This is a genomic window from Pseudoalteromonas sp. Scap03 (genome assembly GCF_013393115.1).
Taxonomy (GTDB): domain Bacteria; phylum Pseudomonadota; class Gammaproteobacteria; order Enterobacterales; family Alteromonadaceae; genus Pseudoalteromonas.
Genome location: NZ_VDEU01000001.1, coordinates 974,949 through 997,880, shown reverse-complemented (window position 1 = coordinate 997,880; position 22,932 = coordinate 974,949). Strand labels below are relative to the sequence as shown.

The following is a 22,932-nucleotide window of genomic DNA, read 5'->3' as shown; positions in this document are numbered from 1 at the left end:
AAAATTGGAGTAAAACCAAGATCCAGATATCTAGCAATATAAGCCTAAACCTCAGTAGAAAAATAAGTGCTTACTAGCACTTCAGCTATTACTATTATTGTTTTTTAAAACTAGCTAGACCCAGCTCTTCTGATTCATATCGTGTTCCTGTTAACTTTATCAACCAAACACTATCGATAAAAGTACGGCTAAAATATACAGCTTGACCACTGGGAATGTTAGGCATAAAAGACGTTATCGATTGCCATTGGCCATCTGTTTTATCTTTTAACTTCATCGATGCATTGAAAAACGATCCATCTTCGTTTGCTTTTATCTCAAGTGATGTTAGTTGTTTTTTATCCCCTATTTCTATTTGTGCACTCTCGTTTAATAGAGCTAATAGCATTGGTTGGTGAATTGGAGTCAATGAATTTAGTGTTTCAGAAATTTTACTATCAATTGTTATTTCATTTTTCAATTTATAAATATCGGCTTTAACTGCAAAAACAGGTTCAGCATTAGTTTGATAACTTACAAAGAATAAAGCGATGGAGCTAAGTAATAAATAAACGTGTTTTTTCATAATACAATATATCCTTTCGTTAGTTTGAGAATACTAGCATAATTTAAAGTAGCCCATAAAAATCGCTAATCTATTAATATTCATGATATTCTTTTATTCATTCGCATGAATAGAGGCATGACCTCTATCTCTGGCTTAGCTAATTAGTGATAATAATGTGGCTGCAATTAAGAAGAGAATATGGGTATGCAATCGCTAGGAAAAGAATTAAAACGTCTTCGATCAGACAAAAAATGGACTCAAGCATTTGCTGCACGTGAAATAGGCATCCAACAGTCTTACTTATCAAAACTAGAGAATGGCCAATTCATTCCTTCTCCCGAAGTAATCGAAAAGCTAAAGCGATGCTATGGCGAAGCATGTTTTGATTGCTATTTACCTGTAACAACATCAACCAAAGTGCCACTGAAAAAACTGCCTATTTTGAGTTTTACGCTATTAATAATTAGCCTTATGGTTTGGCTATTGCAACGTATGAAATTTTTTATGCTGAAACCTACTTTACTTATCAGGCAAAGCAAGAAGATTTTTTAGCGTTTAATGTCACTCAGCAATACCAAGGCGAACGTTTTATTGAGGGGGACGTGACCTATCAAATTGTAGGCGAAAGGCAAGTCAGTAGAATTGAAAACCGCTTTCTAATTGTAACTTCCGCAGTATGCATTTTATTATCTATTGTTGCAGCTCTACTCTCGCAAAGTCATAGGTTTGGTAAATTATAAAGCTGTTATTTAGTTGCTCTTGGCAATTACTCCAGTATTACTCTACCTCCAAAATCTATGCTGTCGTATATCAGAAATTTTTAACACGATTAACGTCAGATTCAATCACTCAAATTGATAAAGTATTAGGACAATTACGTATTCACGGCGTGCTTTTTCTCGAGTGCTCTAGACTAAAAACCCAAGCTACGGCCCTCAAATTCACTCCGAGCAGTTGACGGCTGACGGCTTAAAACTTACCGCTTACAGCTTTTTTAAACGCAAAAAAAACCCCAGCAAAAGCTGGGGTTTCTTATAAAAACAGACTTAATTAAAAATTAAGCTTGTTTTGGACGTTCAACAACATCTACCAAAGTCCAAGATTTGTTCTTAGAAATTGGTGCACATTCACGGATAGTAACTACGTCACCCGCTTTTGCAGTGTTATTTTCGTCATGTACGTGTAACTTAGTCGTACGTTTGATGAATTTCCCATAGATTGGGTGCTTCACGTAACGTGCGATAGCAACAGTGAAAGATTTTTCCATCTTGTCGCTGATTACACGGCCTTGAAGAGTACGAATTTTATCGCTCATTATTGACCTGCCTTCTGGTTAATAATTGTTTTTACACGCGCGATATCGCGACGTACTGTTCTTAGCGTGTGTGTCTGAGCTAGCTGACCAGTGCTTGCTTGCATGCGCAGGTTAAACTGCTCACGAAGAAGACCTAGAAGTTCAGCATTAAGCTCTTCTACGCTTTTATCTTTTAGTTCGTTTGCTTTCATCACATTACCGTCCGAGTTACGAAAGTTGTTTTGAATGGCAGCTTACGAGCAGCAAGGTTAAACGCTTCACGAGCAAGCTCTTCTGAAACACCTTCCATTTCGTAAAGTACTTTACCAGGCTGAATTTCAGCAACCCAATATTCAACAGAACCTTTACCTTTACCCATACGAACTTCAAGAGGCTTTTCTGTGATCGGCTTGTCAGGGAAGACACGGATCCAGATTTTACCTTGACGTTTCACGTGACGTGTCATAGCACGACGAGCTGCTTCGATTTGACGAGCAGTCATGCGGCCACGACCAGTAGCTTTCAAACCGAAAGTACCGAAGCTTACTTTGTTACCGTTTTGCGCTAGACCACGGTTGCGGCCTTTATGCATTTTACGGAATTTTGTACGTTTTGGCTGTAACATTACTCGCTACCTCTACTTAGCACTTTTTTTGGCTTTCTTTGGTGCGCGTTTAGCTGGTTTCTCTTGCTCTTGTACTAGTGGTAAACCACCAATAACTTCGCCTTTGAAGATCCAAACTTTAACACCAATGATACCGTAAGTGGTTAAGGCTTCAGAAGTTGCGTAGTCGATATCAGCACGAAGAGTATGTAGAGGTACACGACCTTCACGATACCATTCTGAACGTGCGATTTCTGCGCCGCCAAGACGACCGCTAACTTCAACTTTAATCCCTTTAGAACCGATGCGCATTGCATTTTGTACCGAACGCTTCATAGCGCGACGGAACATAACACGACGCTCTAGCTGAGAGGCAATGCCGTCTGCTACTAGTTGTGCATCTAGTTCTGGTTTACGTACTTCAGAAATATTAATCTGAGCAGGTACACCAGCGATTTTAGTTACCGCTTGACGTAATTTTTCTACGTCTTCGCCTTTTTTACCGATAACAACACCCGGACGAGCCGTGTGAATAGTTACTCGGATAGATTTTGCTGGACGCTCAATAACGATTTTAGACACAGAAGCCGCTTTCAATTCCTTAGTAAGGAATGTACGTACTTTGTGATCGCCAAAAAGCTGTGCAGAGAAATCTTTTGAATTCGCGTACCAGGTAGAAACCCAAGGTTTAGATATACCTAGGCGAATACCAGTAGGATGAACTTTTTGTCCCATTACTTATATCTCCTAGCTATCTGAAACCACAACAGTGATGTGGCTTGTACGCTTAAGGATGCGGTCTGCGCGTCCTTTAGCACGTGGCATAATACGTTTCATTGTTGGACCATCGTCCACAAAGATCGTTGTTACACGTAGCTCATCAATGTCAGCACCTTCGTTATGCTCTGCGTTAGCAATAGCAGACTCAAGTACTTTCTTAACTAATACAGCCGCTTTTTTCGGGCTGTACGCCAGGATTTCTAGTGCGCGATCGACAGGTAACCCGCGGATCTGATCTGCAACTAGACGTGCTTTTTGCGCCGAACCAGAGGCGAATTTATGTTTAGCTAATGCTTGCATTTATCTTCCCCTCTTAACGTTTCTTCGCTTTCTTATCCGCAGCATGGCCACGGTAAGTGCGAGTTGGTGCAAATTCACCTAGTTTGTGACCGATCATTTCGTCAGAAACGAAAACTGGTACATGCTGGCGACCATTATGGACAGCAATGGTCAATCCGATCATGTTAGGTATGATCATTGAACGACGGCTCCAAGTTTTAATTGGCTTCTTTTCACCGCTTTCCAAAGCTTTCTCTACCTTCTTCAGCAAGTGTAGGTCTATAAAAGGACCCTTCTTGAGAGAGCGTGGCATGGCTATTCCTCAATATTACTTAGTACGACGACGTACTATAAATTTATCCGTACGCTTGTTCTTACGCGTCTTAGCACCTTTAGTCGGTTTACCCCATGGAGACACAGGATGACGACCACCAGATGTACGACCTTCACCACCACCGTGTGGGTGATCAACCGGGTTCATGGCAACACCACGAACTGTCGGACGAATACCACGCCAGCGATTTGCACCTGCTTTACCAAGTGAACGAAGCATATGCTCAGCATTGCCTACTTCACCTAGCGTAGCACGACAATCAGACTCAACTTTACGAACTTCGCCTGAACGAAGACGTAATGTTACATATTGACCATCACGAGCAAGGATTTGAACGTATGCACCAGCAGAACGTGCGATTTGAGCACCTTTACCTGGTTTTAATTCTACGTTGTGAACAGTCGAACCTACAGGCATATTACGCATTGGTAATGCATTACCAGGTTTGATTGGTGCATCAACACCAGACTGGATTGCATCGCCAGCTTTTAAGCCTTTAGGTGCGATAATGTAACGACGCTCACCGTCTGCATATAATACAAGAGCGATGTTTGCGCTACGATTTGGATCATATTCTAAACGCTCAACTGTGGCTGGAATGCCATCTTTAGTACGTTTAAAATCGATTAAACGGTAATGCTGCTTATGACCACCACCGATATGACGAACCGTAATACGACCATTGTTATTACGACCACCTGATTTAGAGTTTTTCTCTAATAGTGGTGCGTAAGGTTTACCCTTATGTAAATCTGGGTTAACCACTTTAACTAGGTGACGACGACCCGCAGAAGTTGGCTTACACTTTTGAAGTGCCATAATTCTAACTCCCCTTATTACTCGGCGCCGCCGACAAAGTCCAGCTCGCTACCTTCTTTAAGAGTAACGTAAGCTTTCTTCCAGTCGCTACGACGACCGAAACGCATGCCAGTACGTTTTGTTTTACCCTTAACGTTAAGTGTGCGAACACCAGTTACTTCTACTTCAAAAAGCTTCTCAACTGCCGCTTTAACTTCAGCTTTAGTTGCGTCATTTGCTACTTTAAAAACAATAGTATTGTTTTCTTCAGCAGCGATTGTGCTTTTTTCAGAGATGTGTGGAGCAAGGATCACTTTTAAAAGACGTTCTTCACGGATCATGCTAGCGCCTCCTCAAGTTGCTTAACAGCAGCAGCTGTAATTAGTACCTTATCGAAAGCAATTAAGCTTACAGGATCGATACCAGCTACATCACGTGTGTCAACCTTGTACAGGTTACGTGCCGATAAGAAAAGATTTTCATCTACTTCTTCAGTCACGATAAGAACATCTTTAAGCTCAAGTTCTTTAAGCTTAGCAACTAGTTCTTTAGTTTTTGGTGCTTCAAGACCAAAACTCTCAACAACGATTAAACGCTCTTGACGAACTAATTCAGATAAGATGCTTTTGATCGCACCACGGTACATTTTACGGTTTACTTTTTGGCTGTGGTCTTGTGGTTTAGCTGCGAAGCTAACGCCACCTGAACGCCAAATTGGACTACGGATTGTACCAGCACGTGCACGGCCAGTACCTTTTTGAGCCCATGGTTTTTTACCACCACCGCTTACTTCAGAACGTGTCTTCTGAGCACGAGTACCTTGACGAGCACCTGCTGCGTATGCAACAACTACTTGGTGTACTAATGCTTCGTTAAACTCACGTCCAAAAGTAGCTTCAGAAACTTCAAGAGCGCCAGAAGCGTCTTTAATTGCTAATTCCATCACTAAATCTCCAGGACTTATGCTTTAACAGCTGGTTTAACGATAACGTCACCGCCGATAGCGCCAGGTACTGCACCTTTAACTAAAAGCAGGTTACGCTCAGCGTCAACGCGAACTAGTTCAAGGTTCTGAGTTGTTACTTGCTCATTACCCATTTGACCGGCCATTTTCTTACCTTTAAACACCTTACCAGGTGATTGGTTTTGACCGATTGAACCAGGAGCACGGTGAGATAGAGAGTTACCATGTGTAGCGTCTTGCATGCTGAAATTCCAGCGCTTAACACCACCTTGGAAACCTTTACCTTTAGAAGTACCGGTTACGTCAACTTTGTTGATTTCGTTGAATAATTCAACAGTAAGCTCAGAGCCTACTTCAAAATCGCCTTCACCACCATTTAGGCGGAATTCCCACAGACCGCGACCCGCTTCAACACCAGCTTTAGCGAAGTGACCCGCTGTTGCTTTGTTTACACGGCTTGCTTTTTTAGTGCCTGCGGTTACTTGAAGCGCGTTATAACCGTCTGTTGCGTCAGATTTGATCTGAGCAATGCGGTTAGGAGTCGCTTCAATAACTGTCACAGGGATAGATACACCATCTTCAGTGAAGATACGTGTCATACCCACTTTACGACCGACTAGACCTAATGCCATTTTCCTAAAACCTCTCTAATCTTCCGATTAACCCAGGCTGATTTGAACATCAACACCAGCAGCAAGGTCTAAACGCATAAGTGCGTCTACAGTCTTGTCTGTTGGTTCTACGATGTCGATCAGACGTTTATGGGTGCGGATCTCGTACTGATCACGCGCGTCTTTATTAACGTGCGGTGATGTAAGTACAGTAAAACGTTCAAAGCGTGTAGGTAGTGGAATTGGACCACGTACTTGTGCGCCAGTGCGTTTCGCAGTTTCCACGATTTCCGCCGTTGATTGGTCAATCAAACGGTGGTCAAAAGCTTTTAGGCGAATACGAATGCGTTGATTTGACATTCTTAAACCTCAATATAAAGAGCATTTAAAGAGCATAAAAAAACGACCGAAACAATCTTAATAATTAAGATGCCGGTTGTTTGATTATATCTACGTTGAGTTCCAAATCGGAACTCCTGTTTATTAGCTTGAAATCCAAGCTTAATTTATTCTTTCTTGTTCCCGAGGGAATTTTGAAAGCCTGCGTATTATAATGATACTGGTGATAAATGCAACAACTATTTAGACATAATTACTTTGTTATTGTCGTTTAAAAAATAGCTAAGTTTATTAATAGTGAACGCAATGGAAGTGATGATGTCTTTATAATGTCATAGCTTGTCGATTAATCTGCAGGGGATTTTTTAGATATTATGTTATCCTATGCGCTAATTTTGCTGTTATATACCCATATTAGTTTGGGTAACTACTCTCTTATGGTGAGTCAATGCGTATTTTAAATTATGGTTTAAATCTTATCTCTGGTGGTATCAGCCGCTTGTTTGTTAAAAGCAAAGTACTGCCTGAAAAGCCTTTAGAGCAATTTGAGTTAAACCCTAAAAACCCGACATTCTATATAGTGCGTTTAAACTCACGCTTTGATCTAGCGGCACTGGCCCGTGTTTGTAAACGAAATGGTTTACCGGACCCAACCGAGCAGCAAATATTAGGTGACAAGACGTTAGATCGCTTTATCGGCATTAAAAACCCTCCCCCGCTATTTGGTGATAAAGAAAAGTCTACCAATGCATTAGCGCAAGGCAAACACATTGTTGAGCACTTATTAAATAGTGGCCAAAAAAATGTGCAAGTGGTGCCCGTGACTATTTTATGGGGCCGATCGCCAGGTAAAGAAAAACCCGGACTAAGCACTTTACTTTCGCACTCACTAACGCCCAGCTGGTTTAGAAAAATTTTTGTGGTGCTTTTTTCAGGTAGAGATAACTTTATTCGATTTAGCCAACCACTCGACTTATCTTTATTGGTTAATGAAAAAGCCGACGTTAATGAACTTCCTCATAAGCTGTTGCGTGTAGCTCTAGTTCACTTTAAACGTCAAAAGCTGGCTGCAACAGGGCCTAAAATCCCATCTCGTGATCAGTTATTTAGCTCACTACTGGCATCACCCACAATTAAAAAAGCAATTCAAACCGAGGCTTCTGAAAAAAACATCAGCCAAGCTCAGGCGCGACAAAACGCCTTAAAGCTACTTGATGAAATCGCCGCTAATTACAGCGATGCCACAATTCGCGTTGCTGATCGCATATTAACGTGGCTTTGGAATAAGCTTTATAATGGCATTGACATAAAGTACACCGAGCAAATTCATGACCTAACCAATAAAGGCCATGAAATAATCTACATGCCTTGTCATCGTAGCCATATGGATTACTTGCTACTAACCTACTCTATTTATCATCAAGGCCTTGTACCACCGCATATTGCTGCAGGGATTAACCTTAACTTTTTCCCTGCAGGTGGCATATTCCGCCGCAGTGGTGCATTTTTTATTCGTCGCTCATTTGCTGGTAACAAACTCTACTCAGCGGTATTTAAAGAATACTTAAGCCAGTTATTTATAAAGGGTTACTCGGTTAAGTTTTATACCGAAGGTGGCCGCAGTAGAACCGGACGCTTACTCCCCCCAAAAACGGGTATGCTCGCCATGACGATGCAAGCTATGCTTCGTGGTATAGACCGCCCTGTATCAATTGTACCGGTGTATATTGGTTACGAACACGTAATGGAAATAAACACCTACTTAAAAGAGCTCGCGGGTAATGATAAAAAAGGCGAGTCGATATTAGGTATTTTTAAAGCAATTAAAAATTTGAAAAACTATGGTCGCGGGTATTTAAATTTTGGTGACCCAATTTCTATTAACCAATACCTGAATGACAACCAACCCGACTGGCGCGAATCAATTCATGCTACCGACGTGCAAAAACCACAATGGCTAGGGCCGCAGGTGGCTAATCTTGCTGATCAGGTTATGGTTAAAATTAACAATGCCGCCGCACTTAACTCAGTTAACTTACTGGCGATGATACTGCTAGTAAACGATAAGCACGCATTGAGTAAACCTAAATTGCTAGCTCAGCTTGAGTTTTATTTGCGATTACAACGTGAAGCTAGCTACAGCAATAAAATAACCGCACCCGATGAAACGCCAGAGCAACTGCTAGAACACGCTTTAAAGTTGAATAAGTTTGATGTGATCAGTGACGAGTTTGGTGAAATTATTGCGATAAACGATAAAGAAAAAACCTTATTTAACTATTACCGTAATAACATTTTGCATATTTTTGCAGTACCTAGCTTAGTAGCTCTACATTTATTTAAGCAGCATCAAAGTACCGTTACTCACTGCCATCAATTGGTAAAATCATTTTATCCGTTATTCGCCAAAGAGTGGTACTTACAAGAGCTTGATGACAACTATGTGGCCCGCATTTTAACTAACTTTAGCGATCAAGGCTTAATTGAGCTTGATGGTGATAATATCAAAGTAACTCAAAGTAACGATAGCTTTGCCAAACTCGAAATGCTTGGTCGTGCATTGAGCTTTACTCTGCAACGTTATGCGATTGTGATTGGCTTTATTCAAACCAGCCAAGGTATTGCAAAAGCTGAACTGGAACGTGAAAGCTATGTGTTGGCACAACGCTTGGGTACGTTACATGGCATTAAAACGCCGGAGTTTTTTGATAAGAAGGTACTTAGTAGTTTTATTTCCAACCTTCGCGAACAAAAACTAATTAGTGAATCTGATAGCGGCTTACAAGGCAGCCAAGAGCTGTGCGAGACCTACAAGCAACTGCAAACACTCTTGCCGGCACGTATTTGGCAATCAATTACTGACATTGTCCACGCTCAATGTCAGTAACGTACTTCACTATATTGAATTAACCCAATATAGTAGGTAGCAAAGAGTTAACGCTGGCGCATTACCCCTTCTTGAATCGTCGAGGCAACTAAATTGCCTTGGCGGTCAAAAAACTGACCACGTACCAGCCCTCTTCCTGAACTCGCGCTTGGGCTATCAATGGTATATAACATCCAATCATCCATTCTAAATGGACGATGAAACCACATAGCATGATCTATGGTCGCAACTTGCATATTCGGCTGCATAAACGACACACCATGTGGCTGCAGTGCGGTTGGTAAAAACTCAAAGTCAGACGCATACGCCAATAAGTAATTATGAATACGTTGATCGTCCGGCATATCGCCATTGGCTTTAAACCAAATATGTTTTACCGGTTCTAGGGCTTCAGGTTTAAAGGGGTTATGAAAGTTCACCGGACGCATTTCAATCGGCATTTCACGAATAAACTTATTACGGATTGCTTCAGGAATATGCTGTGCATTTTCTTGATAAAACTCTAACGAAGAACGCAGTTCTTCAGGAGCTGGAACATCAGGCATAGTGGCTTGATGCGATAACCCCTGCTCTTCACCTTGAAACGACGCTGTCATGTAAAAAATAGGTTTACCGTACTGAATCGCACTGACACGTCGAGTGCTAAAACTTTTACCATCACGTATAGTTTCTACATCGTACACAATCGGTTTTGCAGCGTCGCCTGGGCGTAAAAAATAAGAATGTAAGGAATGAACAATACGCCCCGCAGGCAGTGTTTCTTTAGCTGCTGAAAGCGCTTGTCCCATAACTTGACCACCAAACACCGCTCTAAAACCTAAATCTTGGCTTTGTCCTCGATATAAACCTTGCTCAATTTCTTCAAGTGACAACAACGATAATAAATCATCTAATACTTGGCTCATTATTTCTTCCTCAATCCCCTAATTTATAAATGATACTATACAATAGTTAAAAAATACTAACTCACTGATTGAGGAAATCTAATATGGCATTTTGGCTTTTTAAAACCGAACCCGACGCCTTTTCAATTGATGACTTAAAGCAAGCGCCACAGCAAACAACGCTATGGGAAGGTGTACGCAACTACCAAGCGCGTAATTTTATTCGCGATGATGTAAAGCAAGGTGATTTAGTGATGATTTATCATTCTAGCTGTAAACAAGTTGGCGTTGCAGGGCTTGGTGTGGTTACTAAGGCTGCTTACCCTGATCCAACGCAATTTGATTTAAGTAGCGACTATTACGATGCTAAGGCAACCACTGAAAACCCTCGCTGGTTTGTGGTAGAAATAACTTATCAGGCGCATTTGAGTAGTTTAGTAAGCCTGCAAGCGATCAAAGCAAATACTGCTATAACTGATATAGCACTTAAAAAAGGCGGGCGTTTATCGGTCATGCCAGTGACCGAAAATGATTGGCATGAAATTTTAAATATGGTGAAATAAGCCACTAAAATAACTACATTTTCTTCATTAAAATAGTACTCCACCAGCGCAGCATGTCACCGCTCGATTTTCTTATGGAGCCAAATTTGTTATAATCTGCGGCTTGCGTTTACTGGAGGAAAAATGAAATTACTGTATTGGTTGGATGAATGGTTAACTCTCAGCGATGATGAGAGGCAAGCAAAACTACCAGCCTCTGGTGGAGATTTACTCGGTGATGTGTATGTAAAGTATCACTTTGTTGACCTCACTAAACCCCTGCTTTTTACTTTTTCTCCTGCGGGTACTGATATACAAGAACGCGATCTAAATGAAGACTTTGCCCCTTGGGGCTATCATCTAGCGCAAAAGCAAGATGTTAATATTATTGCGTTTCAGCATTTAGGTAAAAGCAATTGGTTTCGTAACCGCAATTTAATCTTTTTTATTGAGCAGCTATCAACTTTACTCTCTCCTTTTAAAACTAAGTTAGGCTATGGGCTTAGCCGTGGCGGCTTTGCTGTGGGTGCATTTGCTAAGTTACTCAAACTCGATAAAGTACTGCTTTTCCATCCTGTTAGCACCAAAAACAAACTTATCGCCCCTTGGGATGACCGCTCAAGTACTGAAATTGCTCAGCAATATGACTGGCAAGGTGACTACCATGATTTAGACTTAGGGGATGCCAAGGGTTACATTATTTACGACCCAACCAATCGTATTGACCGCCAACATGCTAAACGCTACAAACAGCTCACTCACTTACGCGTGTTTGGTATGGGGCACGGCACTCACGCTACTTACTTGAATAAGTTTGGCTTTTATAAACAAGTAGCGGTTGATTTTATTCGTGATCAGCAAATCGACATTGCGCAATTTAGGCTGCAAACAAAAACACTGCGTTTAAAAGAGGATTATTATAAAAAACTTAATAAAGCCAACGCTAAATCGGCACACCGCCAAGCGTTATTAAGTACCGCTCACACTATTTTAATCGACGAAAAAGCAGCGCATGTTAAAGAGCACCAAGAAAAAATTGATATTCAGCCCTTAATAGAGGTAGCTATTAAGCATCAAGACGAAAGCCCAAATGATGCCATTAAGCTATTAGAAGTTGCTCAACAACTCGTGCCTGACGACCCACTTGTTGAGCATAAACTGAGACAATTAGAATAAGTAACAAAAGGTACTCATGCTTTACTTTTTCTTGGCGTGCCCTTGCTTGGGCACAATCGAAAAGTAAAGAATCAGCGCTATCCACGAAAAGAAGATAGCGCCGACTAGCCAGCCATTTTTTTCATGGCCGTGGCTACGCTTACTGTTAAGAATTATCATGATAGGAAAAATGTAAGCACATAAAACAATAATTAAAAAAGCAACTTCAGTCATTATTTTTCCAAGCTAAGCCAATCAACTTCACCACTTAACACCCGCTCTTGTGCGATGTAATGCAGAATATCACCCGCATTCACTGCATAATCTAGAGGTGGGTTTAAATCCATATTCTTTGCACTTAAATTATGAGCTACACCTAACAATATTGCATTATGATCGTACTTAAAATGATGAAATAATTTACCAAATTCCATGGTTTTTATATCACTAGGTATTTGTAGGCTAAATTGCGTATCACCATGCAAAGTAGATAATAGCTCTTCTTGAACACGGCTTGAGCCTGGGTCTTGCATTGAGCGCACCAAAATCTCTGCTGACTTAGTGCTACTACACTCTACATTATGGCAATGCTCTAATAACATTTCCACTTTCGTTTCATCAAAAAAGTGTGCACTAATGTGACAATCTTCTTTGACTAAACGGCTAATACGCAGTGCAGTAGTAAATGTTTGGTCATCATCTTGGCCATCAATAATCACTTTATCGGCATGGCGAATGGCAACGCGTTCTAATTCATCCAAATCGGTAAAACTAGTCAAACGAGCAAAATCAACATTCTCATTACTTAAAAATGGATGCTCTATTTGTTCAGTAACCGCCAATAGAATACGGCGGTCTGTACGTTTAGTATCAGCCAAAATATAGTCGATCATTTTTTTTGTTCGAGCATTATGCCAACCAAAAATAATAATGTGATTGCTACTGTGAGCAAAGTTTTTATCACCAGTCATAGCGCGCCTAATTAAGTAAGTTACTGTTTGCCCTGTTTTACCTAACAAGACACCAAATAAAGCCAAACCAAAGGGTATTTGTATTAATGCGACAATCCAACGGCCCAAGTCAGATGATGGACTTAAATCTCCATACCCTACTGTTGAAGTGGTTACCGTGTAGTAGTAAAAAAAGGTCCCTGGCGAAAGTAGTGCTTGCTCATTAGCCATAAATAATAAGCACCAAGTAAGTAGCATGTGTAAAGACGTTGCTATTACAACAGACTGCCAGCTCACCTGATCAATATGGCTGCGCAACAGCACAACAATACGTTTAAAAATATGATGCATAATTGTTTGTTAATCGATTGATTATTTGAATCATTTGGTAACACGATACTGCACATCATAACACTTAAGCAACGTTTTACTGTAATCGAAATATTCACGGTTCGTTATGAATAAAAATAAGAGTAAACTATAGTTATTAAGTTATGAGGAAAGAATGGATCTATTATGTCAGGTGTTTTAGCGTCAGTTGATCAGCGTACTCAGCTTGTAGGTGAGAACCGTTTAGAGTTGCTACTGTTTTATTTACATAGCCGCCATTTATTTGCACTCAATGTATTTAAAATTAAAGAAGTGGTGAAGCTTCCCCGTTTAAGCAAAATACCGCACTCTCACCCTAAGGTGACGGGTGTTGCCAATATTAGGGGTGAATCTATTCCGGTGATTGATTTACGCCAAGCCATTTCTATGTCACACAAAGAACATGGTGAAGATTGTAATTTGGTAGTGACTGAATATAACCGTACCACTCAAGGTTTTTTAATTGGTAAGGTTGATCAAATAATGAACATGACCTGGTCTGATATTATGCCACCACCCAGCTCAGTCGGTAAAAATCATTACATTACTGCACTTACTAAAGTACAGCGCGACGACGTGGAGCACTTGGTAGAAATTATAGATGTAGAAAAAGTACTGGCTGAAATAGTTGAGTACGAGGTTAATATTTCAGATGGAGTGTTAGACCAAACTATAGTTAACGAATTCTCTGGGCGAAAAATACTACACGCTGATGATTCGCCAACAGCACGCAAGCAAGTAAGCGATACATTATCGCAGCTTGGTATCGAAATTGTTCCTGCCAGTAATGGCTTGGAAGCACTCAATATGCTTAAAGGTTGGGCCGATGAAGGCCGCGATGTTGAAAAAGAATTACTTATGGTGATTACCGATGCCGAAATGCCCTCAATGGATGGTTATCGCTTAACCTATGAAATACGTAACGACAGCCGCTTAAAAAACTTACATGTAGTACTTAACACCTCCCTAAGCGGCAGCTTTAACCAAGCCATGGTAGAAAAGGTTGGCTGTGATGCATTTTTATCAAAATTTCAGCCTGACTTACTAGTGCAAGAAGTACAAAACCGTCTAAAACATGTGTTAAGCAGCACCTAATTACAAAACTAGCAAATATCTGCTTGGGTAAATATTTGCTAGTAACACTCTCCTCATCAGCAACCTTTAAAAACCTGCCTTACTGAGTGGTTATTCAAAGCGGTGTTTGCTAATCCTAAGGTTTCATGATTAATTAGTAAATAAGTTTTCACTAACTCGTTATTAATTATGCTCAATAAAGTTGCCAGCCCGTTTACTAAGCTCGTCGAGCGCTACTTACCCGACCCATTTATATTTGTCATTTTGCTCACTATTATTACCTTGAGCATTGCGAATTTAGCGACTCCTGCAACCACACTTGAGGTAATAACATCATGGGGAAGCGGGTTTTGGAACTTACTTAGCTTTGCCATGCAAATGCTGTTGGTGCTAGTAACAGGCTATATGCTCGCCAGTACCTCTTTAATAAGTAAGTTACTAACAAAATTAGCAACGCTTGCTAATACGGCCCCAAAAGCCATTATTTTAGTGACATTTATCTCGCTTTTAGCAAGCTGGCTTAATTGGGGGTTTGGATTAGTGATTGGGGCTTTATTTGCTAAGGCTATTGCTAAGCAGACTCGAGTAGATTATCGACTCTTAGTAGCAAGTGCTTACTCAGGTTTTGTAGTATGGCACGGCGGATTGGCAGGCTCCGTACCACTAACCATTGCCAGCGAAGGGCATTTTTCACAGGCAACAATGGGGATTATTGGCACCGAGCAAACCTTGTTCGCAGGTTTTAACATTGCGATTCTGATTGGCTTATTTATTATTATGCCGTTGGTTAACCGCTACATGCTACCAAGTGAAAAAGACAGTGTTTATATTGACCCATCACTGCTTAAGAACACTCTACTCGATAGAGTAACAATAACACGCCCTGCGCAACATTTAGAACAAAGCAAACTGCTAGGCATGGGCATTGGCTTACTCGGACTTGCCTACTTAGGTTATTACTTTTTTATCGCAGGTGGCGGCTTAAATCTCAACAGCGTGATAGCGCTTTTCTTATTTTTAGCTATCACACTACATCAGACCCCCCACAATTTACTAAATAGCCTACAACAAGCGATTCCGAGTGGCGCGGGAATTGTAATTCAGTTCCCTTTTTATGCCGGTATTATGGCCGTTATGGTCGATACAGGGTTAGCACAACAAATATCGCAGGGCTTTATTGCCATAGCGGATGCCGATAGCTTGCCATTTTACAGTTTTATTAGTGCAGGGTTAGTTAATATGTTTGTGCCATCCGGTGGCGGCCAATGGGCTGTACAAGCACCTATTGTTATCCCTGCAGCACAAGAGCTTGGTGCAGATATGGCAAGGGTTGCTATGGCTGTAGCATGGGGAGATGCTTGGACCAATTTAATTCAACCCTTTTGGGCATTACCGGTATTAGCCATTGCAGGGTTAAAAGCTAAAGATATTATGGGGTTTTGCGTGGTACAGCTGATTATTACTGGGGTGTTTATATCGCTGGTATTGAGCTTTTATTAATCTAACTGGGCTGTAACTTGTATTACAGCCCGTGCTTACTTAGCTTGATAAAATCTTCATCGGTAAGCTTAATATCGCGTTTTCTGAATCTGCAAAATGCATCATCACTGCTACATGGCCTACAACTACCAGCGCATACATTACTGCCGAGAAGCCTTGGCCGTATTTATCTAATGGTAGTAAATGTGAGTAATGGCGACCGCGCCATTCAAACACAATTTCCAGCGCCCCAACAAACAAAAAGAACACTAAAAGCATTAAGCCAAACGTATAGCTAAGCCATAAACCAAATAACACGCCAAGTAAGCACACACTTAAACCAAGCCATGAGCGCATTGAGAAGCTTATGCTTTTTAGTACATGCCCGCCATCAAGCGGTAAAATAGGCAGTAAATTGAATAAATTAAGCAGTGCACTAAGCACTGCAACACCTGCAAATATTTCCATTTCCGTAGCGTAATAAAGCACTACACCAAGCACAGAAGTAAATAAACCAAAGGCAGGCCCCATAAGTGATATAACCACATCTTGCCAGCGCGTAGTTATTTTATCGTCGCTAACGGCTAACCCGCCTACAAAAGGAATTAAATAAATGCCTTTAGTTTTAATGCCAAAATACTTCATAGCTCGTACGTGGCCATATTCGTGTACCACCAAGCAAGCAATCAGCATTAACGCAAACTCAATGGTAAACAGCCAAGCATAACCGGCCACCGATGCGCTCGCTAGCGCCACTTTAACAACTTTAGTACTTTTAAATAATTTAAAGCCAAGCGCCGCGAGCCCTAAAAACCCCTTTTTAGGTGCGCCCTGTGCTGCTACAGGTAAAGCTAACTGAGTTGCAAACTGATTATTTACATATAGCGCCAAGCTTTGCTGGCTGACCTCGTTGCTATCAATACCAATTAACTGCTCATCAAGCATAAACTCGACATAATTTTCACGTGGGTTTTCAAATGCAATCGCTTGCTGATCATGAAATATTTTTACAACTTGCTGCTCTGCTATCATCAGCGTAAACGGTTGCTCTGCCAGAGAAAGTTCGACTTTTATCATTATTCTAACCATTATAAATTATGCCGCTAGTATACCTTCCCACCAAAAAAACACGAGTGAGCTAGCATCATTTTATTAGCGATAATGTAAGCTAAAAATGCCTGAAATACTGACAAAAACAATTCAAGCGACTATTTTTAATATTACAGGAAGTAAGCTTCAACTACTAAGGACACCAATGCAAACTCAATTGCCAAATATACTCGTTGTTGATGACTCAAAAGCCATTTTAATTGTTATGAAAGCGATTTTTAATGAGCTCGAAATGCCAGAAGTTACCACTTGCTTAAGCGCAGTTACAGCACTAGAGAGAGTAAAGCCTGATATAAACTTTTATGACGCCATATTTACCGATCTGAATATGCCAGAAATGGATGGTATGGAGTTAATTCGTAACTTAGGTGAAATAGGCTATTGCGGTGCGATTGTTATTATTTCTGAAATGGATCCTAAAATAATCAGCCTAGCAGCTGATCTAGCCAAGCAGCATAATGTGCATTTAATTGGTAACCTTACCAAGCCAGTACAATTAAATCAGGTAAATATGTTACTTGCCAAAATAGCGCAGTTAAACAGCCATACGCTTGTAAAAGAGCGCCCAATTACTAAAGCTAAACTTGTTAGCGCATTAAAAAATAATGAAATAACACCGTTTTACCAGCCTAAGATAAATATAAACACCAACTTTATACAAAGTGTTGAAGTATTGGCTCGTATTGTTTCAAATAAAAACGAACGCGTGATTTTACCAAGCCGTTTTATTAGCCTTGCTGAGCAATGCGACTTAATCAATGACATTACTTTTACGCTGTTTGAAAAAGCCTGCAGTGACTTAAAGCAGCTGAAAGAACAATTAGGGGAAAACTTAAAGTTGTCATTTAATATGTCGCCATGCCAGTTAAATGATTTGAACTGCCCTAATAAATTATTACAGTTATTACAAAAGCACGGCGTGCTTCCCAGTGATGTGGTTGTTGAAATAACCGAGCAACATGCCCTTTCAAGCTATACCCAACTTGAAACCTTAAACAGATTAAGAATATTTGGTTTTGGTATCTCACTGGATGATTTTGGTACTGGCTTTACTAATATTAACCAACTGAAACAGCTGCCATTTACAGAAGTAAAAATAGACCGCTCTTTTATAAGCCACATTGAAACAGATAAGTTTTCGCAAGTTGTGGTCAACTCATTGATTGATATGACTAGCCAAGAGCAACTGCAACTTGTTGCTGAGGGTGTTGAACGTCCGGAAGAACTTGCCTATCTAAAGCACTATCAAACAAATTTAGCTATACAAGGATTTTTGTTTAGTTGCCCAAAAGCAAAAGCTGAATTTATCTCGTGGGCACAACACTGGATAAAAACAGCTGCTAAAACAAATAATAACTAAGGTCTGCTGACCTTTGCCGGTTGATATTTACTAAATACCCCTAACGAGATTCATTATCCTCGGCGCTGACGATATGCTCACTATCCGCTAAACGTTGATGCCAACGTTGCTTAGCCACGGCACGCATGTTGGTAGATTGATCTCGCTCATCAACAATTTCTAAACCCATTAGCGCCTCTATCATATCTTCTAGGGTCACTATTCCTTGCACATCACCGTATTCATCAATCACTAAACAAATATGGGTACGCTTGGTAAGTAATATTTGTAATAACGACGATACGTTTTGCGTACTCGGTACTGTATAAATAGGCTTAACCAACTTACTAATCTTGTAGTCTGTACCTAAGCGGTGGTATGCCAACATAATGTCGTTTTTATGAACAAACCCTATTATATCGTCAGCATCTTTGTCGTAAATTAGCACTCGAGAGAATGACGAAGAGCCATGTTCGCTTAAGTACTGATTTACAGTAAGATCTTTATGAATTTTAAAAATAACCGTGCGCGGGGTCATTAAGTCGGTTAGTTTTGCGTGCCTAAAATGCAGTAAGTTTCGAATGATCTCTGACTCATCAGCATGAAGTGCCCCTGACTCACTGCCAATATCGGCCATCGCTTCTATTTCTTGGCGAATATAATAGGCCTCATTATGCTTTTGTCCCATCAAATTGGTTAGCTTTTGTGCAGCCCATACAAATGGCTTAAGCACTAACACCAAAATACGTAAACCATAAGTCACACTTGGTGTTAAAGCACGCCAATAGTTGGCACCCAAGGTTTTTGGAATAATTTCAGATAACACCAATACCAATAAAGTCATAATAGCAGATGCAATCCCCACTGCTGCATCTGAAAACACCACGGCGGCTTGTGCACCTACTCCTGCGGCACCAGCAGTATGGGCAACAGTATTAAGCGTTAAAATAGCTGCTAATGGTTGATCAATATTACTTTTTAGTATTTCAAGTTGTTTAGCCAGCACCGGCCGCTCTTTGCGCAACAATGCAACATAACTAGGTGAAATACTTAATAGTACGGCCTCCATGATTGAACACAAAAACGAAATCACAATCGCTGTAACCATGTAAACGATTAATAGTGTCACTTTCTCTCCGATAAGTTGGATAAATACCCGATGATAATAGCCATCATAACAATACATGTTATATTTGGCCAAATCTCCAATAACAATAGGCATAGCAATGAATTTAAGCGCACCTTGGTATCGTTACACAAGACGTTTTACTCGCTTGGCAACCCTACTCACATTAAGTAGTTTGAGTTTAACGGCATTAGCTGCCCCACTCGATCAATCAAAAATTCAGTTTATCGGCCCACTTGCAGAAGATATGCAAGCAAAGCCATTTCAGACCCCCCATGGCGACGTGATTATTAATAATCTGCTTGCACAACTTGAATCAAGTGCAGAAAGCTTTGTTGTGTTTGGTAAAAAGCATAAGTGGCAACCACTTGATAAAATTAACGCGCTTACTTTAGGCGGTTTACAAGCACTTAAATTTCATATTGAAACAGACCGGTTTACTCAAGGCTCCTTAAACATTGAAGGAATAGAGCAAGGCCAGATTTTTATCAATGGTGAGAAGCAAACTGGTGAAAACCAACGCTATCAGCTTGCTTTAAATAACGGCTCACATACCGTGGTTGTCATCGCTCAACAGGTTGCTAATTGGAATGATGTCACCTTAGAGTTTGTGCCAAAAGCAGAAACTGACGTCGTGACCCTAACGACAAATAAAACCAAGCGCTTATCGGCTAAACAATTGTTTGACGCCCCGACTATTAGCGGTTTGTCTTTGTCGCCTGATGCTAAGTATTACTTAAGTACAACAAAGCGCTTCAGCGATAAAACAGGCAACAACGCCATTACCACAACCGAGCTTAAAAATACTAATAACCAAACGGTATACCGATTTGAAGAAGTGCAGCCTAGCCAATTTACTTGGAGTCCTGATAACCAATTTTTAGTTTATTTACTCAACGGTGAATTAAAGCAGTTAAACCGTAAAACTTTCGCTATAAAAACCTTAGCCTCAGGCCTTGAGGGGACAAGCAACTTTAGCTATTACAACGATAATAGTATTCTTTTTAGCTGGTCTAAATCATCTGAAGAAACCAATAGCCTCACTAAACATCATAAAGGCTTACAAGACCGTTGGTCTTATGCCCGTACGGTTAGCCAATTATATTTACTCGATACCAACAGTGGTTTAACCAAAGCTCTGACCGAAGGCGTATTGAGCCATCAACTTGAAGATGCTAACAGCAACCGTGGAAAGCTATTAATAAGTCGCCCAATAATGGCGATGCAAGCCTCAACTCACCCAGAGACTGAGCTGGTTGAACTTACATTAAAATCCAACAGCATAAAATCATTAGGTAAGTTTAAAAACTTTAATCAAGCTAAATATGCCGCAAACAATATTTATGTTGTTGCAGGCCCTGATTTTAAAAATGGTGCAGGCAGAACAATACCAAAGAACATGCTGGCTAATAATTACGATGGCCAGCTTTACTTACTAGCTGATAACGCAAAAAAAGTAACGGCGTTAAGCAAACAGTTTGACCCCGCAATTGGCACATTAGAAGTACTAAGCAATGGTGATGCGCTAATCAAAGTGACAGAGAAAGATACCCAACCACTGTATTTATTTGACCTGAGTAAACAGCGCTTTAAAAAGTTAAATACAGGCTTTGATATTGTGCAGCAATTTAGCTTTTCAAATACGCGCAATGCCCAGTTATTAATTAGTGGCAGCAATGCGTCGAGCGCTCAACAACTCAAGCGCTTAGACGTAAGTAAAAACAAGGTAGAGCTCATTTGGGATTCAAACCCGATTGCTTATGCCAATACGGCTATTCCTGCGCTTGAAGAATTTAACTTTACCAATAAGCGTGGCGTAGAAATCTCTGGCCGTGTTTATCTGCCAAACAATCTTGATAAAGCCAAGAAATACCCTGCTCTTGTTTATTATTATGGAGGCACCTCACCAGTAACACGCGGGTTTACTGGGCGTTACCCTTTTAACTTATGGGCAGCAAACGGATACGTGGTTTATGTTGTACAACCAACCGGCGCAACGGGTTTTGGGCAAGCTTTTTCAGCACAACATGTAAATGCTTGGGGCGACTATACCGCCGATGACATTATGGAGGGTACAGAGGCATTTTTAGCTAAATATAATTTTGTAGACAGTGGTAAAGTAGGTAACCTTGGTGCATCTTATGGTGGCTTTATGACTATGCTGCTTGCCACCAAAACCGATATGTTTAGCGCGTCTATTGCTCATGCCGGTATTTCAAACTTAACGTCATACTGGGGTGAAGGATGGTGGGGTTATTTATACTCAGGCGAAGCCTCAAAAAATAGCTTTCCGTGGAATAACCCTCAACTTTACAGCCAGCATAGCCCTGTATTTCATGCCGATAAAGTAACCACGCCATTACTGCTTATTCACGGTGACAGTGATACCAATGTACCTGTGGGCGAAAGCTTAACTATGTACACCGCACTAAAACTGCTTAATAAAGACGTTGAAATGATAGAATACAAAGGAGCAGATCACCAAATATTTGCGCGCGATAAACGATTTAATTGGTGGAACACTATGTTGGCTTACTTTGACAAAAAGTTAAAAAATGAACCACAATGGTGGGATTCAATGTATAAAGATTAGTAACCATAATGCGCACTTTGTCGATGAAGTAAAAAAGTGCGCATTACAAAATGCAATATTATTAGACCTATTCGGAATATAATGTTACCGAAAAACAATGTTCTCTGTGTTATACAGGCCATCAATGATGCTAATATGCAAAGCTGAAACTAAAAAAATAACAGACTATGGCAATTAATGTTTTATTGGTTGAGGATGACGAATTACTCGTAAAGCGCATCCAAAATCATTTTATAAATACCGAGTTTTCTATTGACGTTGACCCCACCGGGGCCGATGCGTTAAACGTTGTTAAAAGCCGCGTAAATCAGCGCAATACTATTTCCTTGGCAATAATTGATATTGTGCTACCAAAGCGCGACGGTTTACAACTTGCCAAAGAACTAAATACGCTCACCGATATTGGCGTTATCTTATTATCGAGTCGTGACTCACAAGCCGATCGAATTGCAGGCCTTGCCCAAGGTGCTGATGACTATATTTGCAAGCCTGTAGATTTACTTGAGCTTGAGCTAAGAATGCGCGCCCTATACAAACGTGTTGCCAATAATCACAGCGACGATGACAGTGAAGAGTTTATTGAATATGCCGATTTTAAACTTCATCCAGACAATCGCACCCTTATTACCGCCAGTGGGATTGAATCACGACTGACTGAAGCTGAACACAAGGTGCTTATTTGTTTGATTGGTAATGCTGGTAAAGCGACTTCCCGTGAAAAAATATCAGAAGAAATTGGCCAGCCCGATTGGAGCCCCAACGATCGCACAGTAGACGTGTTAGTGGGTCGTTTACGTAAAAAGCTGAACGATGAAAAAGATCAAAAACGTATCGTCACTGTTCGCGGTAAAGGCTATATGCTTTCAATTTAAAG

The 22,932-nt window shown here is 40.6% G+C and carries 26 protein-coding genes; 9 read left to right on the top strand and 17 right to left on the bottom strand.

Translation table 11 applies throughout. From position 1 onward, the window contains the following. Positions 1-94: 94 nt before the first annotated feature. Positions 95-565 carry a hypothetical protein gene (locus FHG08_RS04545; protein WP_008108359.1) on the bottom strand — a complete coding sequence of 157 codons (471 nt, stop codon included), beginning with the start codon at positions 563-565 and terminating at the stop codon, positions 95-97. 180 nt (positions 566-745) lie between these two features. Between FHG08_RS04545 and FHG08_RS18860 the strand changes: the two genes are divergently transcribed. Continuing rightward, complete coding sequence (locus tag FHG08_RS18860) at positions 746-1,099, top strand: helix-turn-helix domain-containing protein (protein ID WP_256729588.1); 354 nt, start codon at positions 746-748, stop codon at positions 1,097-1,099. A 505-nt stretch (positions 1,100-1,604) separates the two neighbouring features. Here the strand turns inward: FHG08_RS18860 and rpsQ are convergent. From rpsQ to rpsJ, 11 genes are read right to left on the bottom strand one after another with little or no spacing between them, the layout of a single operon-like run. Next, positions 1,605-1,862 (bottom strand): 30S ribosomal protein S17, encoded by a 258-nt coding sequence (rpsQ, locus tag FHG08_RS04535; RefSeq protein ID WP_013463780.1) that lies wholly within the window; start codon positions 1,860-1,862, stop codon positions 1,605-1,607. Next, positions 1,862-2,053 (bottom strand): 50S ribosomal protein L29, encoded by a 192-nt coding sequence (gene rpmC, locus FHG08_RS04530; protein ID WP_008108355.1) that lies wholly within the window; start codon positions 2,051-2,053, stop codon positions 1,862-1,864. The genes rpsQ and rpmC overlap by 1 nt, the downstream gene beginning before the upstream one ends. Continuing rightward, complete coding sequence (rplP, locus tag FHG08_RS04525; protein ID WP_008108352.1) at positions 2,053-2,466, bottom strand: 50S ribosomal protein L16; 414 nt, start codon at positions 2,464-2,466, stop codon at positions 2,053-2,055. The genes rpmC and rplP overlap by 1 nt, the downstream gene beginning before the upstream one ends. 12 nt (positions 2,467-2,478) lie before the next feature. Continuing rightward, positions 2,479-3,180, bottom strand: coding sequence for a 30S ribosomal protein S3 (rpsC, locus tag FHG08_RS04520; RefSeq protein ID WP_008108350.1), 702 nt, complete (start codon positions 3,178-3,180; stop codon positions 2,479-2,481). Positions 3,181-3,192: 12 nt separating this feature from the next. Continuing rightward, entirely contained in the window at positions 3,193-3,525 is a 333-nt protein-coding gene (rplV, locus tag FHG08_RS04515) for a 50S ribosomal protein L22 (protein ID WP_004588690.1), read from the bottom strand. Between the two features lie 13 nt (positions 3,526-3,538). Beyond that, complete coding sequence (gene rpsS, locus FHG08_RS04510; protein ID WP_004588689.1) at positions 3,539-3,817, bottom strand: 30S ribosomal protein S19; 279 nt, start codon at positions 3,815-3,817, stop codon at positions 3,539-3,541. A 15-nt stretch (positions 3,818-3,832) separates the two neighbouring features. Then, the gene (gene rplB / locus FHG08_RS04505; RefSeq protein ID WP_007376192.1) at positions 3,833-4,657 is read right to left on the bottom strand and encodes a 50S ribosomal protein L2; all 825 of its coding nucleotides are present in this window, start codon (positions 4,655-4,657) and stop codon (positions 3,833-3,835) included. Between the two features lie 17 nt (positions 4,658-4,674). After that, complete coding sequence (gene rplW, locus FHG08_RS04500) at positions 4,675-4,977, bottom strand: 50S ribosomal protein L23 (protein WP_008108343.1); 303 nt, start codon at positions 4,975-4,977, stop codon at positions 4,675-4,677. Then, the gene (gene rplD, locus FHG08_RS04495; RefSeq protein WP_008108340.1) at positions 4,974-5,579 is read right to left on the bottom strand and encodes a 50S ribosomal protein L4; all 606 of its coding nucleotides are present in this window, start codon (positions 5,577-5,579) and stop codon (positions 4,974-4,976) included. Before rplD ends, rplW begins: the two co-directional genes overlap by 4 nt. A gap of 17 nt (positions 5,580-5,596) precedes the next feature. Continuing rightward, a complete protein-coding gene (gene rplC / locus FHG08_RS04490; RefSeq protein WP_138605949.1) occupies positions 5,597-6,232 on the bottom strand; it encodes a 50S ribosomal protein L3 in 636 nt (211 codons plus the stop codon). A gap of 27 nt (positions 6,233-6,259) precedes the next feature. Continuing rightward, on the bottom strand, positions 6,260-6,571 hold the full coding sequence (rpsJ, locus tag FHG08_RS04485; RefSeq protein ID WP_002957900.1) for a 30S ribosomal protein S10: 312 nt from the start codon (positions 6,569-6,571) through the stop codon (positions 6,260-6,262). Between the two features lie 427 nt (positions 6,572-6,998). Between rpsJ and plsB the strand changes: the two genes are divergently transcribed. Next, a complete protein-coding gene (plsB, locus tag FHG08_RS04480; RefSeq protein ID WP_178954584.1) occupies positions 6,999-9,437 on the top strand; it encodes a glycerol-3-phosphate 1-O-acyltransferase PlsB in 2,439 nt (812 codons plus the stop codon). Between the two features lie 47 nt (positions 9,438-9,484). On the opposite strand, the gene tesB is transcribed toward plsB, so the two are convergent. Continuing rightward, on the bottom strand, positions 9,485-10,342 hold the full coding sequence (gene tesB, locus FHG08_RS04475; protein WP_010391943.1) for an acyl-CoA thioesterase II: 858 nt from the start codon (positions 10,340-10,342) through the stop codon (positions 9,485-9,487). A gap of 83 nt (positions 10,343-10,425) precedes the next feature. On the opposite strand from tesB, the gene FHG08_RS04470 reads away from it, so the two are divergent. Together FHG08_RS04470 and FHG08_RS04465 are read left to right on the top strand one after the other, a co-directional pair. Next, positions 10,426-10,884: an EVE domain-containing protein gene (locus FHG08_RS04470; RefSeq protein WP_178954582.1), complete on the top strand. Its 459-nt coding sequence runs from the start codon at positions 10,426-10,428 to the stop codon at positions 10,882-10,884. Positions 10,885-11,007: 123 nt separating this feature from the next. Then, positions 11,008-12,039 (top strand): cytosolic protein, encoded by a 1,032-nt coding sequence (locus tag FHG08_RS04465; RefSeq protein ID WP_178954580.1) that lies wholly within the window; start codon positions 11,008-11,010, stop codon positions 12,037-12,039. A 21-nt stretch (positions 12,040-12,060) separates the two neighbouring features. On the opposite strand, the gene FHG08_RS04460 is transcribed toward FHG08_RS04465, so the two are convergent. Further along, positions 12,061-12,252, bottom strand: coding sequence for a hypothetical protein (locus FHG08_RS04460; protein ID WP_178954578.1), 192 nt, complete (start codon positions 12,250-12,252; stop codon positions 12,061-12,063). After that, positions 12,252-13,319, bottom strand: a complete 1,068-nt coding sequence (locus FHG08_RS04455) for a potassium channel family protein (protein ID WP_109875670.1) — start codon at positions 13,317-13,319, stop codon at positions 12,252-12,254. Before FHG08_RS04455 ends, FHG08_RS04460 begins: the two co-directional genes overlap by 1 nt. Before the next feature lie 165 nt (positions 13,320-13,484). Here FHG08_RS04455 and FHG08_RS04450 point away from each other — a divergent pair, with 165 nt between their 5' ends. Both FHG08_RS04450 and FHG08_RS04445 read left to right on the top strand, forming a co-directional pair. After that, a complete protein-coding gene (locus FHG08_RS04450) occupies positions 13,485-14,432 on the top strand; it encodes a chemotaxis protein CheV (protein WP_178954576.1) in 948 nt (315 codons plus the stop codon). A gap of 168 nt (positions 14,433-14,600) precedes the next feature. Continuing rightward, positions 14,601-15,911, top strand: coding sequence for a short-chain fatty acid transporter (locus tag FHG08_RS04445; protein ID WP_138605941.1), 1,311 nt, complete (start codon positions 14,601-14,603; stop codon positions 15,909-15,911). A gap of 39 nt (positions 15,912-15,950) precedes the next feature. Here FHG08_RS04445 and FHG08_RS04440 read toward each other — a convergent pair whose 3' ends face one another. After that, the gene (locus FHG08_RS04440) at positions 15,951-16,967 is read right to left on the bottom strand and encodes a metalloprotease (protein WP_178954574.1); all 1,017 of its coding nucleotides are present in this window, start codon (positions 16,965-16,967) and stop codon (positions 15,951-15,953) included. A gap of 178 nt (positions 16,968-17,145) precedes the next feature. Here FHG08_RS04440 and FHG08_RS04435 point away from each other — a divergent pair, with 178 nt between their 5' ends. Then, a complete protein-coding gene (locus FHG08_RS04435) occupies positions 17,146-18,360 on the top strand; it encodes an EAL domain-containing protein (RefSeq protein WP_178954573.1) in 1,215 nt (404 codons plus the stop codon). Positions 18,361-18,400: 40 nt separating this feature from the next. On the opposite strand, the gene FHG08_RS04430 is transcribed toward FHG08_RS04435, so the two are convergent. Further along, positions 18,401-19,468, bottom strand: coding sequence for a CNNM domain-containing protein (locus tag FHG08_RS04430; protein WP_138605937.1), 1,068 nt, complete (start codon positions 19,466-19,468; stop codon positions 18,401-18,403). A 97-nt stretch (positions 19,469-19,565) separates the two neighbouring features. On the opposite strand from FHG08_RS04430, the gene FHG08_RS04425 reads away from it, so the two are divergent. Then, complete coding sequence (locus FHG08_RS04425) at positions 19,566-22,058, top strand: S9 family peptidase (RefSeq protein ID WP_178954571.1); 2,493 nt, start codon at positions 19,566-19,568, stop codon at positions 22,056-22,058. A 167-nt stretch (positions 22,059-22,225) separates the two neighbouring features. Beyond that, the gene (locus FHG08_RS04420) at positions 22,226-22,930 is read left to right on the top strand and encodes a response regulator transcription factor (protein ID WP_138605934.1); all 705 of its coding nucleotides are present in this window, start codon (positions 22,226-22,228) and stop codon (positions 22,928-22,930) included. The last annotated feature ends 2 nt before the right edge of the window (positions 22,931-22,932 follow it).

What these genes read in the sequence shown, in the direction of transcription:
- plsB (WP_178954584.1), top strand. Translation starts at nt 6,999, where the DNA reads ATGCGTATTTTAAATTATGGTTTAAATCTTATCTCTGGTGGTATCAGC.
- FHG08_RS04435 (WP_178954573.1), top strand. Translation starts at nt 17,146, where the DNA reads ATGCAAACTCAATTGCCAAATATACTCGTTGTTGATGACTCAAAAGCC.
- rplD (WP_008108340.1), bottom strand. Translation starts at nt 5,579, where the DNA reads ATGGAATTAGCAATTAAAGACGCTTCTGGCGCTCTTGAAGTTTCTGAA.
- FHG08_RS04445 (WP_138605941.1), top strand. Translation starts at nt 14,601, where the DNA reads ATGCTCAATAAAGTTGCCAGCCCGTTTACTAAGCTCGTCGAGCGCTAC.
- rplP (WP_008108352.1), bottom strand. Translation starts at nt 2,466, where the DNA reads ATGTTACAGCCAAAACGTACAAAATTCCGTAAAATGCATAAAGGCCGC.
- FHG08_RS04420 (WP_138605934.1), top strand. Translation starts at nt 22,226, where the DNA reads ATGGCAATTAATGTTTTATTGGTTGAGGATGACGAATTACTCGTAAAG.
- rpsS (WP_004588689.1), bottom strand. Translation starts at nt 3,817, where the DNA reads ATGCCACGCTCTCTCAAGAAGGGTCCTTTTATAGACCTACACTTGCTG.
- rplB (WP_007376192.1), bottom strand. Translation starts at nt 4,657, where the DNA reads ATGGCACTTCAAAAGTGTAAGCCAACTTCTGCGGGTCGTCGTCACCTA.
- rpsQ (WP_013463780.1), bottom strand. Translation starts at nt 1,862, where the DNA reads ATGAGCGATAAAATTCGTACTCTTCAAGGCCGTGTAATCAGCGACAAG.
- tesB (WP_010391943.1), bottom strand. Translation starts at nt 10,342, where the DNA reads ATGAGCCAAGTATTAGATGATTTATTATCGTTGTTGTCACTTGAAGAA.
- FHG08_RS04440 (WP_178954574.1), bottom strand. Translation starts at nt 16,967, where the DNA reads ATGATAAAAGTCGAACTTTCTCTGGCAGAGCAACCGTTTACGCTGATG.
- FHG08_RS04425 (WP_178954571.1), top strand. Translation starts at nt 19,566, where the DNA reads ATGAATTTAAGCGCACCTTGGTATCGTTACACAAGACGTTTTACTCGC.
- FHG08_RS04545 (WP_008108359.1), bottom strand. Translation starts at nt 565, where the DNA reads ATGAAAAAACACGTTTATTTATTACTTAGCTCCATCGCTTTATTCTTT.
- rplC (WP_138605949.1), bottom strand. Translation starts at nt 6,232, where the DNA reads ATGGCATTAGGTCTAGTCGGTCGTAAAGTGGGTATGACACGTATCTTC.
- FHG08_RS04465 (WP_178954580.1), top strand. Translation starts at nt 11,008, where the DNA reads ATGAAATTACTGTATTGGTTGGATGAATGGTTAACTCTCAGCGATGAT.
- rplV (WP_004588690.1), bottom strand. Translation starts at nt 3,525, where the DNA reads ATGCAAGCATTAGCTAAACATAAATTCGCCTCTGGTTCGGCGCAAAAA.
- FHG08_RS04470 (WP_178954582.1), top strand. Translation starts at nt 10,426, where the DNA reads ATGGCATTTTGGCTTTTTAAAACCGAACCCGACGCCTTTTCAATTGAT.
- FHG08_RS18860 (WP_256729588.1), top strand. Translation starts at nt 746, where the DNA reads ATGGGTATGCAATCGCTAGGAAAAGAATTAAAACGTCTTCGATCAGAC.
- rpsJ (WP_002957900.1), bottom strand. Translation starts at nt 6,571, where the DNA reads ATGTCAAATCAACGCATTCGTATTCGCCTAAAAGCTTTTGACCACCGT.
- FHG08_RS04460 (WP_178954578.1), bottom strand. Translation starts at nt 12,252, where the DNA reads ATGACTGAAGTTGCTTTTTTAATTATTGTTTTATGTGCTTACATTTTT.
- rpsC (WP_008108350.1), bottom strand. Translation starts at nt 3,180, where the DNA reads ATGGGACAAAAAGTTCATCCTACTGGTATTCGCCTAGGTATATCTAAA.
- rpmC (WP_008108355.1), bottom strand. Translation starts at nt 2,053, where the DNA reads ATGAAAGCAAACGAACTAAAAGATAAAAGCGTAGAAGAGCTTAATGCT.
- FHG08_RS04455 (WP_109875670.1), bottom strand. Translation starts at nt 13,319, where the DNA reads ATGCATCATATTTTTAAACGTATTGTTGTGCTGTTGCGCAGCCATATT.
- rplW (WP_008108343.1), bottom strand. Translation starts at nt 4,977, where the DNA reads ATGATCCGTGAAGAACGTCTTTTAAAAGTGATCCTTGCTCCACACATC.
- FHG08_RS04450 (WP_178954576.1), top strand. Translation starts at nt 13,485, where the DNA reads ATGTCAGGTGTTTTAGCGTCAGTTGATCAGCGTACTCAGCTTGTAGGT.